Origin of the sequence: Streptomyces sp. NPDC052016 (assembly GCF_044548445.1) — a bacterium.
In the GTDB taxonomy this organism is placed as follows: Bacteria; Actinomycetota; Actinomycetes; order Streptomycetales; family Streptomycetaceae; genus Streptomyces.
The window spans coordinates 144,281-159,559 of the sequence record NZ_JBIUBX010000017.1 but is presented as its reverse complement, the minus strand read 5'-3'; the positions used below and the strand labels follow the sequence as shown (position 1 = coordinate 159,559).

The window sequence follows — 15,279 nt, the reverse complement described above, 5'->3', positions numbered from 1 at the left end:
GGTCAGAGGGGTTTGATCCGGAAGGCGGTGAACGTGGCCGCCCCCGCGTGGCCCGGTCCTTCGGGGGCGAGGGCGAACAGGCCGAGCAGGGCGCCGACCCAGCGCCAGGGGGTGGCCGCGAAGACCGGGCCGGAGGACCGGAAGCCGTCGCCGATGTCGTAGGCGAAGCGGCAGCGGGCGCCCGTGCCGATCTCCACGCGCAGTCGGGCGCGTCCGCCGGGCGCGAGCCGCGGACGGTCGGCGTCCCGCTCCCTCTCGGCGACGGCTTCGGCGAACCGGTGCACGAGATGGACCGTCCCGTCGGCCCCTCGTTGCAGCCCGATCCAGCAGAAGGCGTCCCCGAGGACCGCGAGGCCGGCCCGCGCGCCCGGCTCCTCACCGCGCAGGTCCAGCTCGACCTCCACGGCGCAGGGAGTGCCGGGCAGCCGTTGGGTGAGCACGTTCGGCAGCTTGCGCAGATCATGCGCGTCGGCCGTGCGGACGCAGCTCAGGCGCAGCCCGTCCCCGGAGTGCTGGGTGGCCCAGCCGTCATGGGGGTCCCCCCGCTCCAGCGCAGCAGAGAGTGGGGGAGGGTTGGCGGTCCACTGCCACTGGTGGCCGAACCGCCCGCCGGGGAAGTCGTCGTCGGTGGCGGGCGCGGCGGCCGGCTGCCGGGGCAGGGCGGGCCTGCGGTGCACGGCGACGGGGGCGCCGTCGTCGCCCATCACCGGCCAGCCTTCCGCGTCCCAGCGCACCGGCTGGAGGTGGACGACCCGGCCGTAGACGCCGCGCTGCTGGAAGTGCAGGAACCAGTCCTCGCCGGACGGGGTGCGCACCCAGCCGCCCTGGTGGGGGCCGTTGACGTCGGTGTCCTTCTGCTCCAGGACGATCTTCTCCTCGTACGGGCCGAAGAAGTCCCGGGCGCGGAAGGCGCCCTGCCAGCCGGTCTCCACTCCCCCGGCGGGCGCCAGGATCCAGAACCAGCCGTCGTGCCGGTAGAGCTTGGGGCCTTCCAGGGTGAACCAGCCGGGGACGCGGTCGCCGTCGACGATCACCTTGCCCTCGTCGAGCACCGACGTCCCGTCGGGGTGCATCCGGTGGCCGGTGAGGCGGTTCTTGACGCCGGAGCGCGACTTCGCCCAGGCGTGGACCAGGTAGGCCTCGCCGGTCTCGTCGTCCCACAGGGGGCAGGGGTCGATCAGGCCCTTGCCCTCCTTCACCAGGTGCGGTCGGGTCCAGGGGCCTCTGATCTCCGGGGCGTTGACCTGGAAGATGCCCTGGTCGGGGTCGCCCCAGAAGATCCAGAAGCGGTCGTCGTGGTGCCGGATCGAGGGGGCCCAGACACCGCAGTCGTGACGGGGCCTCGCGAACTCGTCCGCCGGTTCCAGGCGTTCGAGGGCGTGGCCGATCAGGGTCCAGTTGACCAGGTCGCGCGAGTGCAGCAGCGGCAGGCCGGGGGCGCGGCCGAAGCTGGAGGCGGTGAGGTAGAAGTCGTCGCCGACCCGCACCACGTCCGGATCGGACCAGTCCGCGTCGAGGATCGGGTTCTCGTAGGTCTCGTAGATCTCGTGGGTCCCCTGCGTCTCGTCGGTCACTGGCTGACCGCCTTCCGTACGAGGGCCGCCGCCTCGCCGCGGTCCAGGCGGCCGTCGGCGACGACGGTGACGATCCGGCGGACGGTCGTGTCGCCGGGGGCGATCGCGAGCCGTTCGGCGGAGGCGAGGGAGGAGCCGACGCCCGGGTACTCGGCGGTGCGGACGAACCAGGGGTCACGGCGGGTGGCGTCGGTGGCGCCCGCGAAGACCAGGGTCCAGTCCGTGCCGGCCAGGGCGAGCCAGTCGGCGCGCTCGCCGTGGGCCCCCGCCTCGCCGGACGTGGTTGCGGTGAAGACGTCGGGGGCCGCCGCCTCCTTGCGGGCGCGCCAGAAGAAGCCTCCGTACGCCGCGCCGGGGCGCCCGTTGGTGGCGGGGCTGCCGATCGTCACGGGGTCCGGGGTGACGTTGGTGAGGGAGAAGGTGAAGTCCAGCGCCCAGGCGACGTGGGTGAGTTCGGTGGCCGCGACGGTACGGCGCTCGCGCAGCAGCTCGGCTCCGGCGGCGACCCAGCGCAGCTCCTCGACGAAGCCGTCGGGGTCGCGTAGCTGGAAGCCGATGTGCCGCTGGGCGCCGTGGTTGTCGAGCTCGGTCGGGCCCTGGTCGCGGACGAAGGTGCGTCCGCCCCAGAAGTTGTGCCCCTCGACGTCGGGAACGGCTACACCGACGCCGAGGTGGTGTGTGTGGTCGGCGGGGCTCAGTTCGGTGACCGCCGTGCCGGTCAGGGTGGTGACGGGGTGCAGAAAGGGGCGTGGGGAGAGCCGGGCGGGCAGCTCGGGCCGGGTGACGTAGCGGCCGACGGGGCGGCCCGCGACGCGCAGGACGACCGGTGCGTCGGATGCCGTCATCAGGTGCTCACCTCTTTCGGATGCGCGGTCGGGGACGCCCAGGCGGCGCCCAGTTCGGAGTAGAGGGCGAGGGTGTCGGCGGCGGCCGCGACGAGCCCGTCGACGCCGGGGACCACCCGGCGGCCCTCGTCGGGCAGCAGACGCCAGGCGCCCTCGGGCAGCTGGGCGGGGTCGGGCGCGGTCCTGATCGCCTCGACGACCCGCATGAACGCCTCGGTCTCGGCCGGCGGGACCAGCAGCTCGGTCCCGTCGGTGAGGTGGTCGACGAGGTTCTCCAGCAGGTCGGTGCGGCCGTACTCGACCTCCTCGGGGCCGTGGTCGGCGCGCTGGAGCAGGACGCGGTCCTGCTTGTACCAGAAGGTGATCCGGCCGCGGCTGCCGTGGACGAGGACGTAGGGGTCGTCGGGGTCCTCGGCGCACAGGGTGGCCGCGACGACGACCGGGCGGCCGTCGGCGGTGGTGACCCGGACGCAGGAGGTGTCGTCGGACTCGATGGCGTTGGCGTGCGCCAGCTCGGTCTCGATGCCGGTGACCCCGTCGGCGCGCGTGGCGCCGGCCAGCACGAGGGCGGTGGCGACGGCGTGTGCGAGCGGGTTGGTGAGGGCGCCGTCGATCACGTCGACGCCGTTCAGCCGCCGCCTGCCCGCCCAGGGCGCCCGGCGGTAGTACGACTCCGCGCGCGCCCAGGCGCCCGCACCGCCGACCCCGGCCACCTCGCCGATCACCCCGTCGGCGATCAGCTCACGGATCGCGGGCACCGCGTGCGAGCCCAGCGACTGGAAGCCGATCTGGCAGGCCACGCCCGCCTCGGCCACCCCGTCCGCCATCCGGCGGAACTCCGCGTAGGACGGCGCCGGCGGCTTCTCCAGCAGCAGGTGCACGCCCTTGCCGGCCGCGGTCAGGGCCAGGTCGGTGTGGGTGGGGATCGGGGTGCAGATCACGGCGATCCGGGCGCCGGTGGAGTCGAGGAGCGCGCCGAAGTCGGCGGACTGCTCGGGCGTGCCCAGGCCCTCCGGGATCTCGTCCGCGGTGAGCGGGGTCAGCTCGCAGATGCCCGCCAGGCGGACGATGCCCTTGTCCTGGAGCCGGCGGATGTTGTCCAGGTGCCAGCGGCCGTGGCCGCGCGCGCCCGCGAGGACGACGGGGACGGCGGTGCTCATGGGATCCTCCCCGCGCCCGCGCCGCGCGCCACCTCGCGGTCGGCCACCGAGGCGCTGTCGATCTTCCCGTGCAGGGTGGGCGTCCAGCCGACGTCCGCCGTGAGGTCGCGCTCGCTGCCGGAGTTGTAGGCGTTGTAGATGGCGAGGAGGTCGACCGGGAAGCCGTTGAAGAGGGTGCCGCTCTGGTGCAGGGCGGTGCCGTTCCAGCTCTTCACGAGGTCGGCGACCTCCACATGGCCGGGTGCGTGGAAGGCGTTGTTCTCGGCGTGGATCGCGGACTCGGTCGACACGCCGAGCGAGTACCGGTGGCCGCCGTCCTCCGCGACCACGTACCGGTTGTTGTAGAGGTGCACCTGTCCGAAGCGGACGCGGGGCGCGCGCTGGACGACCGACTCGAAGGTGTTGTGGTGCAGGGTGACCCGCAGCCTGCCCCGGTCGCCGGTCGCGGTGTCGCCGTTGCCGATGAGGATCGCCTTGTCGTGGTCGGCGAACCGGCTCCAGGAGACGGTGACGAGGTCGGAGCCGTTGGTGATGTCCAGCAGGCCGTCGTGACGGAGGTAGTTGCGGGCGAAGTGGGTGGGTTCGGCCGCGTCGGGGTGGCCCTTGTCGGAGGCGGTGACGTGGTCGACCCACACATGGGTCGCGCCGGCCAGCCAGAGGTTGTCGTAGGCCGTCTTCCAGTCGCCGAGGCCTCCGGCGTTGGGCTGCCAGACGGGGAAGCAGTCGTAGGCGTCGCGCAGGTCGAGGTTGCGGAGGATGACGTTGTCCGCGTTCCTGACCTGGAGGCTGGCGCCCTTGAGGACGGCGCCCTTGCCGAGCCCGACGAGGGTGGTGTTGGAGCCGACGCGCAGGACGACCCGTTCGGCCTGCTTGGCCGCCGACGCCTGGCGGGCCTCCTCCTGCGGGCCGCTGGGCTTGGCCGAACCCCAGGTGCGGGGGTCGTAGGCGGCCAGGTACTTCTTCAGGCTGTAGCCGCCGGTGGCGTAGTCGGAGCAGTCCAGGTGGTCGCCGTCGTCGTCGGTGTTGGCGTCGATCGTGCCGGCGATCTTGATGATCTTCGGGGTGTCGCTGCCGTCGTCCAGGGCGCGGACCAGGCCTGCCCGGTCGGTCACCGTGTACACGTGCGCGTCGTCGGCGGCCGCGCCGCCCGTGGTGCCGCCCTCGGCGGCGGCCCAGCCGTCGTTCGGGGCGAGGGTGTCGCGGCTGATGTCGCGGGCCTCGGCGTGGGCGGGCACGCACAGGAGCCCCAGCATCCCCGCGGCCACGGCGATGTGACGTGCTCTCATCCCTTCACCGCCCCCGCGCTGAAGCCGGTGATCAGCCACTTCTGGATGAAGGCGAACACGATCACCACGGGGACGGCCGCGATGATGCCGCCCGCGGCGAGCGCGCCGAGGTCGACGCTGTCCGCGCTCATCAGGGTGTTCAGACCGACCGGGATCGTCTGCTTCTCCTGGTTGTTCAGGAACATCAGGGCGAACAGGAAGTGGTTCCAGGAGTGGACGAAGGCGAACGAGCCGACGGCGATCAGACCCGGCCGCAACAGCGGCAGCACGACGATCCGGAAGGCCGTCAGGCGGTTGCAGCCGTCGACCCAGGCGGCCTCCTCCAGCGAGTACGGCACGTTCTTGATGAAGTTGCTGATGAGGATCATCGACAGCGGCAGCTGGAAGACGGTCTCCGCGATGATGACGCTGCCCAGCGAGTTGATCATCTGCAGCTCGGCGAAGATCTCGAACAGCGGGACCAGGAGCAGCGCGCCCGGCACGAACTGGGAGCAGAGCAGGGCCAGCATGAAGGCCTGCTTGATCTTGAAGTCGAAGCGGGCGAGGGCGTACCCGCCGGCCAGCGCGACCAGCGTCGTCATCACCAGGGTGGCGACGCCGACGAGCAGGCTGTTCTGGAAGTAGGTGCCGAAGCTCCGCTCCGTCCAGACCTTCTCGAAGTGCTCGAAGGTCATCGGCCAGGGCACGAGCGAGGTCGAGCCGGCCGGGCGCAGCGCGAAGAGCAGGATCCAGTAGAAGGGGATCAGGGTGAAGACGAGGTAGATCGACAGGGGCAGGTAGATCTGCCAGCGCGGGGCCTCGTCCCAGGAGCGGTTCTTCCGTCGCGGCCGCTGGTCGGGCGCGGTGGGGACGCTCACGGGCGTGGGCGCCACCTCGGTGGCCTCCTTGGTGATCACTTGGCCTCACTTCCGAACTTGCTCAGCCGCAGGTAGACCATCGAGCAGAAGAGCAGGATCACGAACGCGACCGTGGTCAGGGCGGACGCGTAACCGAAGTTGTGGGCGTCGACCGAGGTGTTGGCGATGTAGAGCGGCAGGGTCGTGGTCTCGCCCGCCGGACCGCCGCCGGTCAGCGTGTAGAGCAGGTCGACGTTGTTGAACTCCCACACCGCGCGCAGCAGCGTGGACAGGATGATGGCGTCCTTCAGGTGGGGCAGCGTGATGTGCCAGAACTGCTTGAGTTTGCTCGCCCCGTCGACCTCGGCGGCCTCGTACAGGTCCTTGGAGACGGACTGGAGGTCGGCGAGGATGAGGATCGCGAAGAAGGGGACACCGCGCCACAGGTCGGCGACGATCGCCGCCGGGAAGACGGTGGAGGTGTCCGACAGCCAGCTGGTGCCGTAGGAGCCGATGCCCATGTCCGCGAGGTAACGGGTGATGCCCGTCTGGGAGTTGTAGAGCAGCACCCAGATCGCGGAGGTCAGGACTCCGGAGACGGCCCACGGCGAGAAGACCAGGGCGCGTCCCAGCGCCCGGCCCACGAAGGTCTGGTTGACGATGAGCGCCAGCGCCAGACCGAACAGCAGCTGCAGCCCGACCTCGACGAAGACCCACTTGGCGCTGAAGGTCAGCGTGTCCCAGAACACCGGGTCGTCGGTGAAGGCGTGGACGAAGTTGTCGAAGCCCGCGTAGCCGTTCCGCCACGGTTTGGTGGGGTTGTAGTTCTGCAGGCTGTAGTAGAAGACGCTGATGACCGGGTAGGCGATGAAGCCCAGCATCAGCAGGGCCGCCGGGGCGATCAGCAGGTACGGCAGCCTGCGCGGCGTGGCGGAGGCACGGCGCCGCCGGGGTGGCGCGGGCGGTTTCGCCACGGCTGCGGCTTGGGCCATGACTGTTCTCCGTTCTGGTGCGTCGTGCGTGCGTCGTGCGTGAGTCGTGCTTGCTTGCGTCGTGCGTGCTTGCGTCGTGCGTGCTTGCGTCGTGCGCGCGGGGGAAGCGCTTTCTCCCTGTGCAGCGGTGTGCGGGGTCGCGCTCGGTGGTACCGGGGGTGCGGGTCAGCCCGCGTAAGGGTCCTGGACCTTGCCGGGCCGGGCCAGGAACTCGAAGTCGCAGCCCGTGTCGGCCTGGGTGATCTGTTCGTTGTAGAGCGCGCCGTAGCCGCGCTCGTACCGCGTGGGCGGCGGCGTCCACTCCGCCCGCCGGCGTTCCAGCTCCTCGTCGTCCACGTTGAGCTGAAGCGTGCGGGCCCCGACGTCGAGGGTGATCGAGTCCCCCGTGCGCACGAGCGCGAGGGGGCCGCCGATGTACGACTCGGGCGCCACGTGCAGCACGCACGCGCCGTAACTCGTGCCGCTCATCCGGGCGTCGGAGATCCGGACCATGTCCCGCACCCCCTGCTTGAGCAGGTGGTCGGGGATGGGCAGCATGCCGTACTCGGGCATGCCCGGGCCGCCCTTGGGACCGGCGTTGCGCAGCACCAGGACGCTGTCCGCGGTGATGCCGAGCGACGGGTCGTTGATGGTCCGCTGCATCGTCCTGTAGTCGTCGAAGACGACCGCGGGACCGGTGTGCTTGAGCAGGTGCTGCTCGGCGGCGATGTGCTTGATGACGGCGCCGTCCGGGCAGAGGTTGCCGCGCAGCACGGCCACCCCGCCCTCGCTCGCCACCGGGTTGTCCCGCGGCCGGATGACGTCGTCGTGGTGGACCTGTGCGCCGGCGATCTGCTCGCGCAGGGTGTCGTACGAGACCGTCGGCCGGTCGAGGTGGAGCAGGTCCGGGATCCGGGAGAGGAAACCGGGCAGGCCGCCGGCGAAGTGGAAGTCCTCCATGAGGTACTTCCGGCCGCCGGGACGGACGTTGGCGAGGACCGGGACCGTGCGGGCGATGCGGTCGAAGTCGTCGAGGGTGAGCTTGACGCCGGCCCGGCCCGCCATGGCGATCAGGTGGATCACGGCGTTGGTGGAACCGCCGAGGCCGAGGACGGTGGTGACGGCGTCCTCGAAGGCGTCGCGGGTGAGGATGTCGTTCAGCGTCCGGCCCCGGTGGACCAGTTCGACGATGCGCAGGCCCGCCGCGGCGGCCATGCGGTCGTGCCCGGAGTCGACGGCCGGGATGCTGGAGGCGCCCGGGACCGTGACGCCGAGCGCCTCGGCCGCCGCGGTCAGCGTGGACGCCGTGCCCATGGTCATGCAGTGGCCGGGCGAACGGGCGAGGCCGTTCTCCAGTTCCGCCATCTCGCAGTCGCCGATGAGGCCGGCCCGCTTGTCGTCCCAGTACTTCCACATGTCGGTGCCGGAGCCGAGGACCTCGTTGCGCCAGTGGCCCGGCAGCATCGGGCCGGCGGGCACGAACACGGTCGGCAGGTCGACGCTCGCCGCCCCCATGAGCAGGGCGGGGGTCGTCTTGTCGCAGCCGCCCATCAGCACGGCCCCGTCGACCGGGTACGACCGCAGCAGTTCCTCCGTCTCCATCGCGAGCATGTTGCGGTAGAGCATCGGAGTCGGCTTCTGGAAGGTCTCGCTGAGGGTGGAGACCGGGAACTCCAGCGGGAAGCCGCCGGCCTGCCACACCCCCCGCTTCACGGCCTGGGCGCGGTCGCGCAGGTGGACGTGGCACGGGTTGATGTCGGACCAGGTGTTGAGGACGGCGATGACGGGCTTGCCGAGGTGTTCCTCGGGGAGGTAGCCGAGCTGGCGGGTGCGGGCGCGGTGGCTGAAGGACCGCAGGCCGTCGGTGCCGTACCACTGGTGGCTTCTGAGGTCTTCGGGTCGCTTCCTGTCGGTCATATGGACCACCCGGCGGCGATGGCGGCGACCTCCGCGCGCTCGTTCTCGGGCAGCGGCCGGCTCGGCGGGCGGACCTCTCGGCGGCACAGTCCGAGGGAGGCGAGGGCCTCCTTGACGACGGTGACGTTGTTGGCGGAGCCGTTCGCGGCGCGCAGTTCCTCGAAGCGGCGGATCTGCTCCCAGACCTTCATGGCGGCCGGGTAGTCGCCGGAGCGCAGCGCCTCGATCATGTTCAGCGAGACGGCCGGGGCGACGTTCACCAGGCCGGAGGTGAAGCCGGTGGCGCCCGCGGAGAAGTAGGAGGGGGCGTACGGCTCGGCGAGGCCGGCGACCCAGACGAATCTCTCCAGCCCGGCGTCGCGGGCGAAGGCGGCGAAGCGGGCGGCGTCCGGGACGGCGTACTTCACGCCGATCACGTTCGGGCAGGCGTCGGCGAGCTCGGCGAGGCGGACGCCGGCGAGCTGCGCGTTGCGGATGTACGGGACGACGCCGAGCTCGGGCACGGCCTCGGCGATGGCGCGGTGGTAGTCGACCCAGCCGCTCTGCGAGACGTAGGGGTGGACGGGCTGGTGGACCATCACCATCTGCGCGCCCAGCTCGCGGGCGTGGCGGGCGGAGGCGACGGCGGTGGGGACGTCGTGTCCGACGCCGACGAGGATCACGGCGCGGCCGCCGGACTCCTCGATCGTCATCTCCGTGACCAGGCGGCGCTCCTCGGGGGTGAGGGCGTAGAACTCGCCGGTGTTGCCGTTGGGCGTGAGGGTGGTGATCCCGCCGTCGAGCAGACGGCGCAGCAGGGCCCGGTGGGTGTCCTGGTCGACGGAGCCGTCCTCGGCGAAGGGGGTCACCGGGATGGCCACGACGTCGGCCAGGGCCGTCCGCTGGGTCTCGAACGCCACGCTGCTCATTCCTGACCTTCCTCTGCCTGGGCCTCGGCCTCGGGGAACGCTCGCTGTACGAACGACGCGATGTGGGCGTGCAGGGCGCGGGCCGCGCCGTCCGCGTCGCCGTCCAGGGCGAGCCGCAGGATCTCGCGGTGCTCGCCGGCCTCCCGCTCCCAGCTGGGCGAGGCGGCCCAGGCGACGGCGGAGACCAGGGCGGCCTGGTCGCGGACCTCGTCGAGCATCCGGCCGAGCAGCGGGTTGCCGCACGGCAGGTAGAGGGCGCGGTGGAACTCCCGGTTGGCCAGGGACCGTTCGGCGGTGTCGGTCGCCTCGTCGGCTCTGGTCAGCGCGTCCCGGGCGGCGTCGAGGGAGGCTCCGCGCCGCACGGCGCGCTTGAGTGCCTCGGGCTCCAGCAGGAGCCGGACGTCGTAGACCTCGCGCGCCATGTCCGCGTCCACCATGCGCACCGTGACGCCCTTGTACTGGCTCATGACGACCAGGCCGGTGCCGGCGAGGGTCTTGAGCGCCTCGCGCACAGGGGTCTTGGAGACCCCGAACTGTGCGGCGAGCTCGGTCTCGACCAGCGCCTGTCCGGGCGTCAGTTGCCCGGTGAGGATGCGGCGTTTGATCTCCTCCAGCACGTACTGCGTGCGGGAAGGGATCGGCGTGGGCACAGAGGTCATGCGCGCCTCTCGGATGTCGCGTATCTGATCTCGCGTATCGCGTCTCATATATGACGTACGAAGTACGACGCGTTGAAGGTAGGAGGGGCCCCGTGTTTCGTCAATGCTTCTGACAAAGGAAGTTGAGGTTGCCGCGTCGTGAGGGGTCAGAAGGACCTGGTCTCGCCTTCGCGGGCGGCGGTTGTCCGTCCGGCGAAGACCAGGGCGGCGCGGCCGACGGCCTCCTCGCGGCTGAGCGTGGGCCCGACGTGGGTGATGAGCAGCTCCCGGGCGCCCTTCGCGCAGGCCCCCGCGTCCTCGGGGGTGAGGTGCACCCGCTGTTCGCCTTCGCGATGCGCGTCGATGTCGGCCTCGCACAGGAACAGGTCGGCCCCGGTGGCGAGTTCGGTGAGCGCGTCGCACGGTCCGCTGTCGCCGGAGTACGCGAGGACGCTGCCCTGGCACTCGGCGCGCAGCCCGTACGCCTCGGTGTCGTGCGTCACCGCGCGCGAGGTGAGCCGGAGGTTCCAGTGCCGGACCGCGTGCCCGTCGTACAGCGGCCGGAAGTCCAGCACACCGCTCAGGAACCGCACGTCCGGCCGTCCGAGGAAGCCCGCCAGGCGCCGGGCGCAGTCGGCCGGCGCGTACACCGGGATCGGGGCGGGCGGGGTGAGGCCGCCGTAGGCGAAGGCGTAGACGGCGGCCAGGAGGTCGGCGCTGTGGTCGGCGTGCAGGTGGGAGATCCAGATCGCCGTGAGCCGCCGGGGGTCCGTGTGCCGCTGCAATTCCGCGAACGTGCCCGTACCGGCGTCCACCCACACCTCGGCGCCCCCACCGCGCAGCAGGTAGCCGGAGCAGGGGCGGTCCGGCCCGGGGTGCGGGGAGGCGGTACCGAGGACGGTGAGGCTGAGGGGCATGGTGGGGAGAGTACGGACCGGGCTCCCGCGTCGCGCCCGGATCACCTCGGACTACGGATTCCTGCTCGGGGCGTCTACGGCGTCCAGCCCGGGTCGCGCCCGCTCAGCCCGACCGCCCGGTCGAGCAGCGGGGCGTCGTCCGGGACCGGCACGACCGGGCCGAAGATGCCTTCCCCCCGGTCGTTCTGGTCGGCGGCGGCCCGCAGGAGCGCGTGCGACGCGCGCAGCGCGGCGGGATCCGGCTCGTACGCCTGACCGGTGGCCCGCGCCAGGTCCCATCCGTGGATGACCAGTTCGTCGGCGGCCACCGCGCCCGCCACCTCACCCGGCAGGTCGATGCCGCCCGCACGCGTCATACCGGTCCAGGCGGCGGGGTCGCTCCAGGCGGCGGCGAGTTCGTCGAGGACGCGGGGCAGTTCCTCGCGCCATCCGGGGCCGACGTCAGGTGTGGCGGCCCCCGGGTCGGTGTCCGTGGTGGGGCCCAGGTCCTTGCGGGCGGCGTCGCGGAAGGCGACGGCGAGGCCGGTCAGATGGCCGAGCAGGTTGCGGACCGTGTAGGCGGGGCAGGGCGTCCCCTGCTCCAGCCGCCCGTCGGTCACGCCCGCCGCGAGACGGGCCACGATCCGGGCCTGCGGGCCGAGGTCGAGGGTCGTCGTGTCGGTCATGGCTGCTCCTCCGGGTGTGTCGTCGGGTCTTCCGGGTGCGTCGTCAGGTCTTCCGGGTGCGTCATCGTTTCTCCGGACGTGTCATGGGTGCTGGAAGGCAGACCGGTGACGGCCCGCGAACTCATCGCAGACCGGGCCCGGCCCTGGCGGCAGCCGGCCGGCCCCCGGGTGGGCGGCGGATTCCCCGCCGCCGTTTCTAAGGCACCTGCCCGATGCCTCGCGGCCTGCCTTAGACCCACGATGACCAGGCATGACGACGACGAAGACGACGGGTCGGTCCGTGCTGCGCGTCCTGCGCGACCGGGACGCGGCGCTCTACCTCGCCGCGCTGGTGCTCTCGGGCTTCGGCACCTCCGCGCTGTGGCTGGCGTCCGGCGTGTGGGTGAAGGACCTCACCGGGTCGGACGGGCTGGCCGCGCTGTGCACGTTCGCCCTGTGGGCGCCGACCGTGGCCGGCCCGGCGCTGGGCACCCTCGCCGACCGCGCCCGCCGCAAGCCCCTGCTGATCACGCTCGATCTGCTGCTGGCGGCGCTGCTGCCGGTCCTCCTCACCGTCGACTCCCCGCACGGGCTGTGGCTGCTGCTCACCGTCCTGCTGGTGTACGGCACGGCGTCCGTGGTGCACGAGGCCGCCGCGTCCGCCCTGGTCGCCACCGCCGTCGCCCCCGAGCTCCTGGGCGACTTCAACGGGCTGCGCACCACGGCCCTCGAGGGCACGAAGCTCCTCGCCCCCTTGGCGGGCGCGGGCGTGTACGCGGCCCACGGGGGTGCGGGCGTCGCCCTGCTGGACGCGGCGACCTTCCTGGGCGCGGCCGTGCTGTACGCCTGTGTCCGGGCGCGGGAGAGCAGGCCGAAGCCGCCGACCGCCGGCCGGCGCGAGCGGACCGCGGAGGGCGCCCGGCACCTGTGGCGGGACCCGCGGCTGCGGCCCCTGGTCCTGGCCGGCGGTACGACGATGCTGTTCGCGGGCGTCAACGGGGCGCTGGTCCACGCCCTCGTCGAGGGCCTCGGCCACTCTCCCGCGTACGCGGGCGTGCTCTACGCCGTCCAGGGCGCCGGGTCCGTGGTGATCGGGCTGCTCTCCGGGCCCGCCCTGCGGCGGCTGGGCGAGCGGCGGTTCGCGGCGGCCGGCATCGGGCTGACCGGTCTGGCGGTGGCGCTGCGGGCGGTGCCGTCGGACGCGGTGGCCCTGGCGTGCGGCGCGGCGATCGGCATGGGCCTGCCGTGTGTGCTGATCGCCGCGCTCACCGCCGTGCAGCGCCGGACGCCGGACCGGCTGCTGGGGCGGGCCGCCGCCACCGCCCACACCCTGATGTTCGCGCCGAACGCGGTCGGGCTGGCGGTGGGGGCGGTCCTGGTGGAACTGGCCGACCACCGGCTGCTGTTGGCCGTCCTGGGCGCCGCGCAGCTGGCGGCGCTGGCTCAGAGCGCGCTGAGCCCCTTGCGCACGGCCTCCAGGTCGCCGTCCGACGCCAACCCCGCGTGATAGAGCCGGAGCTCGGTGGCGCCCCGCTCACGCGCGCGTGCCGCGTCGGCGGCGAGCGTGCCGGGGCTGCCGCCCATACCGGAGACGACGGTGAGGTTGGCGGCGATCACGGCGTTCCGGCGGCGCTGCTCGGCGAAGGGGGTGAGCAGGCCGGGGCCGCCCGCGCAGGGCACGACCACGCCGTCCGCGACGGACAGGATGTGCGCGGGGTCGACACCGGGGTTGGCGCCGACGTGGTACGTCACCGGGTCCGCGTGCAGCAGGACCTGGAAGCCCTCCGGTGCCGCCGCGCGGACGGCCGCCACGGCCGCCTCCTGGAGGGTGCGGGCGGTGTCGTCGCGCCACGCGCGCGTGGCCGCCGCCGGCCCCTCCCCGAGGAGCTTCTGGACCGCCGCCCAGCCCCCGTCGTCGGGCGCCCCCCGCCACAGCGGCTCCAGCGCGGTGCGCACGGCCGCCGCCAGTTCGTCGGCGTCCTGGCCCCGCGCCCCGTAGCCCTCCCGGCAGACGGGGCAGAAGCAGAGCGACATCAGGTACTGGCCGGCGTCCCCGAGAGCGACCCCGCCGGTCTTGTCGTGGGCGTGCAGGTGCTGCAGGCCGTACCAGCCGAGGGACTCCAGCTCGGTGCCGGCCGCGCCGGGGCGTACGGCGGCCTCGGCGGCCAGGTCGACGAGGTACGCGCGCGTGGCGGGCTGCGCGATGCACGGCGCCCAGGGGTAGCGGTCGCCGTAGGCGTTGACGACGGAGGTGTCCGGGTGCTCGGCGCCCAGGCGGGAGTTGTGCGCGAGGACCACCCAGGTGTGCACCTCCAGACCGGCCCCGGCGAGCGCGCGGGCCGCCTCGCCGTAGGCGTCGCCGGGGGCCCAGTCACCGGCCGGGTGGGGGCGCAGGGTGCGCCCCTCCCAGCGTGCGTCCGCCGGGTACAGCACGGCCGCGTGCTCGGCGGTGACGATGCGGTGGCGGGGGTGGCGCGGGGTGAGGGCGCGGGTGGAGTGGTAGGCGGAGGCGAGGGTCACCTGGTGCACGCCGAGGGCGGCGATGCGGGCCGGGGCCTCCGGGTCCCCGTTGACGTCCCAGGGGTAGACGAATGCCGACGCCTTCACTTGTCCTCCGACGTGTCCTCTTCGAGCAGCGCGTATCCGCGCTCGATCACCTGAGCGAGCTGCTTGACATGATCCTCGCCCGGTTCGTGCAGCGGGGGCCGGACCTCGCCGACGTCGAGGCCGCGCAGCCGTACGCCGGCCTTGACGAGGGCGACGGCGTAGCCGCGGCCCTGGGCGCGCAGTTCGACGAACGGGCGGTAGAAGCCGTCCAGCAGGCGGTGCGCGGTGGCCTCGTCGCCGGTGGCGAGCGCCCGGTGGAAGGCGAGGGCGATCTCGGGGGCGAAGCAGAAGACGGCCGACGAGTAGAGGGTGACGCCGATGCCGTGGTAGGCGAGCTGGGTCTGTTCGGCGGTCGGCAGGCCGTTGAAGTAGAGGAAGTCGCCGGGCGCCTCGGTGCGGACGGCGCTGACGGTCCGCTGCATGAGGTCGAGGTCGCCCAGCCCGTCCTTGAGGCCGATGATCCCGTCGGTGCGGGCGAGTTCGACGACGGTCCGCGGGGTGAAGACGGCGTTGTCGCGCTGGTAGACGATCACGGGGAGCGGGGTCGCGGCCGCCACCTCCCGGTAGTGGCGCAGCAGTCCCTCCTGTCCGGCGACGACCAGGTACGGCGGCATCGCGAGCAGCCCGTCCGCGCCGGCCTCGTGCGCGAGGCGGGCGTAGCGCACGGCGAGCGCGGTGCCGTAGCCGGCTCCCGCGACGACCGGCACGCGTCCGCCGGTCTCCTCGACGGCCGCCCGCACGCACTGTGCGAACTCCTCCGGCGTGAGCGCGTGGAACTCCCCGGTGCCGCAGCACGCGAAGACGGCCGCCGCCCCGGCCTCCACCCCGCGGCGGACGTGCGTCCGGTAGGCGCCGAGGTCGACGGAGCCGTCGGGGGCGAAGGCGGTGACGGGGAAGAACAGCGGTCCGCTGGGGACGCGCAGGCGTGCGGCGAGCGGGGCTGACGTCACGGACTCTCCCTCAGGCGACGCGTGCA

14 protein-coding genes are annotated in these 15,279 nt (G+C 72.9%); 1 reads left to right on the top strand and 13 read right to left on the bottom strand.

Going from position 1 to position 15,279, the window contains the following annotated elements; all coding sequences use genetic code 11:
- Positions 1 to 2 precede the first annotated feature (2 nt).
- The 11 genes from ACIHAR_RS22295 to ACIHAR_RS22245 form a co-directional block, all read right to left on the bottom strand.
- Complete coding sequence (locus tag ACIHAR_RS22295) at positions 3 to 1,574, bottom strand: family 43 glycosylhydrolase (protein WP_400021247.1); 1,572 nt, start codon at positions 1,572 to 1,574, stop codon at positions 3 to 5.
- Positions 1,571 to 2,419, bottom strand: coding sequence for a PmoA family protein (locus tag ACIHAR_RS22290; protein ID WP_365462664.1), 849 nt, complete (start codon positions 2,417 to 2,419; stop codon positions 1,571 to 1,573). The genes ACIHAR_RS22295 and ACIHAR_RS22290 overlap by 4 nt, the downstream gene beginning before the upstream one ends.
- The gene (locus tag ACIHAR_RS22285; protein WP_400021245.1) at positions 2,419 to 3,579 is read right to left on the bottom strand and encodes a Gfo/Idh/MocA family protein; all 1,161 of its coding nucleotides are present in this window, start codon (positions 3,577 to 3,579) and stop codon (positions 2,419 to 2,421) included. The genes ACIHAR_RS22290 and ACIHAR_RS22285 overlap by 1 nt, the downstream gene beginning before the upstream one ends.
- Positions 3,576 to 4,865, bottom strand: coding sequence for a polysaccharide lyase family 1 protein (locus ACIHAR_RS22280; RefSeq protein WP_400021243.1), 1,290 nt, complete (start codon positions 4,863 to 4,865; stop codon positions 3,576 to 3,578). Before ACIHAR_RS22280 ends, ACIHAR_RS22285 begins: the two co-directional genes overlap by 4 nt.
- Positions 4,862 to 5,761, bottom strand: coding sequence for a carbohydrate ABC transporter permease (locus tag ACIHAR_RS22275; protein ID WP_365462670.1), 900 nt, complete (start codon positions 5,759 to 5,761; stop codon positions 4,862 to 4,864). Before ACIHAR_RS22275 ends, ACIHAR_RS22280 begins: the two co-directional genes overlap by 4 nt.
- Positions 5,758 to 6,693: a sugar ABC transporter permease gene (locus tag ACIHAR_RS22270; RefSeq protein ID WP_365462672.1), complete on the bottom strand. Its 936-nt coding sequence runs from the start codon at positions 6,691 to 6,693 to the stop codon at positions 5,758 to 5,760. The genes ACIHAR_RS22275 and ACIHAR_RS22270 overlap by 4 nt, the downstream gene beginning before the upstream one ends.
- A gap of 165 nt (positions 6,694 to 6,858) precedes the next feature.
- Positions 6,859 to 8,589 carry an L-arabinonate dehydratase gene (gene araD, locus ACIHAR_RS22265; protein WP_365462674.1) on the bottom strand — a complete coding sequence of 577 codons (1,731 nt, stop codon included), beginning with the start codon at positions 8,587 to 8,589 and terminating at the stop codon, positions 6,859 to 6,861.
- The gene (locus tag ACIHAR_RS22260) at positions 8,586 to 9,497 is read right to left on the bottom strand and encodes a dihydrodipicolinate synthase family protein (protein ID WP_365462676.1); all 912 of its coding nucleotides are present in this window, start codon (positions 9,495 to 9,497) and stop codon (positions 8,586 to 8,588) included. Before ACIHAR_RS22260 ends, araD begins: the two co-directional genes overlap by 4 nt.
- Entirely contained in the window at positions 9,494 to 10,156 is a 663-nt protein-coding gene (locus ACIHAR_RS22255; RefSeq protein WP_365462678.1) for a GntR family transcriptional regulator, read from the bottom strand. The genes ACIHAR_RS22260 and ACIHAR_RS22255 overlap by 4 nt, the downstream gene beginning before the upstream one ends.
- A 146-nt stretch (positions 10,157 to 10,302) precedes the next feature.
- Positions 10,303 to 11,052 (bottom strand): MBL fold metallo-hydrolase, encoded by a 750-nt coding sequence (locus ACIHAR_RS22250; RefSeq protein ID WP_400021241.1) that lies wholly within the window; start codon positions 11,050 to 11,052, stop codon positions 10,303 to 10,305.
- A gap of 74 nt (positions 11,053 to 11,126) precedes the next feature.
- Positions 11,127 to 11,717, bottom strand: coding sequence for a TIGR03086 family metal-binding protein (locus ACIHAR_RS22245; protein WP_365462682.1), 591 nt, complete (start codon positions 11,715 to 11,717; stop codon positions 11,127 to 11,129).
- Positions 11,718 to 11,967: 250 nt separating this feature from the next.
- Here ACIHAR_RS22245 and ACIHAR_RS22240 point away from each other — a divergent pair, with 250 nt between their 5' ends.
- A complete protein-coding gene (locus ACIHAR_RS22240) occupies positions 11,968 to 13,203 on the top strand; it encodes an MFS transporter (protein ID WP_400021239.1) in 1,236 nt (411 codons plus the stop codon).
- On the opposite strand, the gene ACIHAR_RS22235 is transcribed toward ACIHAR_RS22240, so the two are convergent.
- Both ACIHAR_RS22235 and ACIHAR_RS22230 read right to left on the bottom strand, forming a co-directional pair.
- On the bottom strand, positions 13,140 to 14,303 hold the full coding sequence (locus ACIHAR_RS22235; protein ID WP_400021237.1) for a hypothetical protein: 1,164 nt from the start codon (positions 14,301 to 14,303) through the stop codon (positions 13,140 to 13,142). The genes ACIHAR_RS22240 and ACIHAR_RS22235 overlap by 64 nt on opposite strands.
- A complete protein-coding gene (locus tag ACIHAR_RS22230) occupies positions 14,300 to 15,253 on the bottom strand; it encodes a 5-dehydro-4-deoxyglucarate dehydratase (RefSeq protein ID WP_400021235.1) in 954 nt (317 codons plus the stop codon). The genes ACIHAR_RS22235 and ACIHAR_RS22230 overlap by 4 nt, the downstream gene beginning before the upstream one ends.
- Between the last annotated feature and the right edge of the window lie 26 nt (positions 15,254 to 15,279).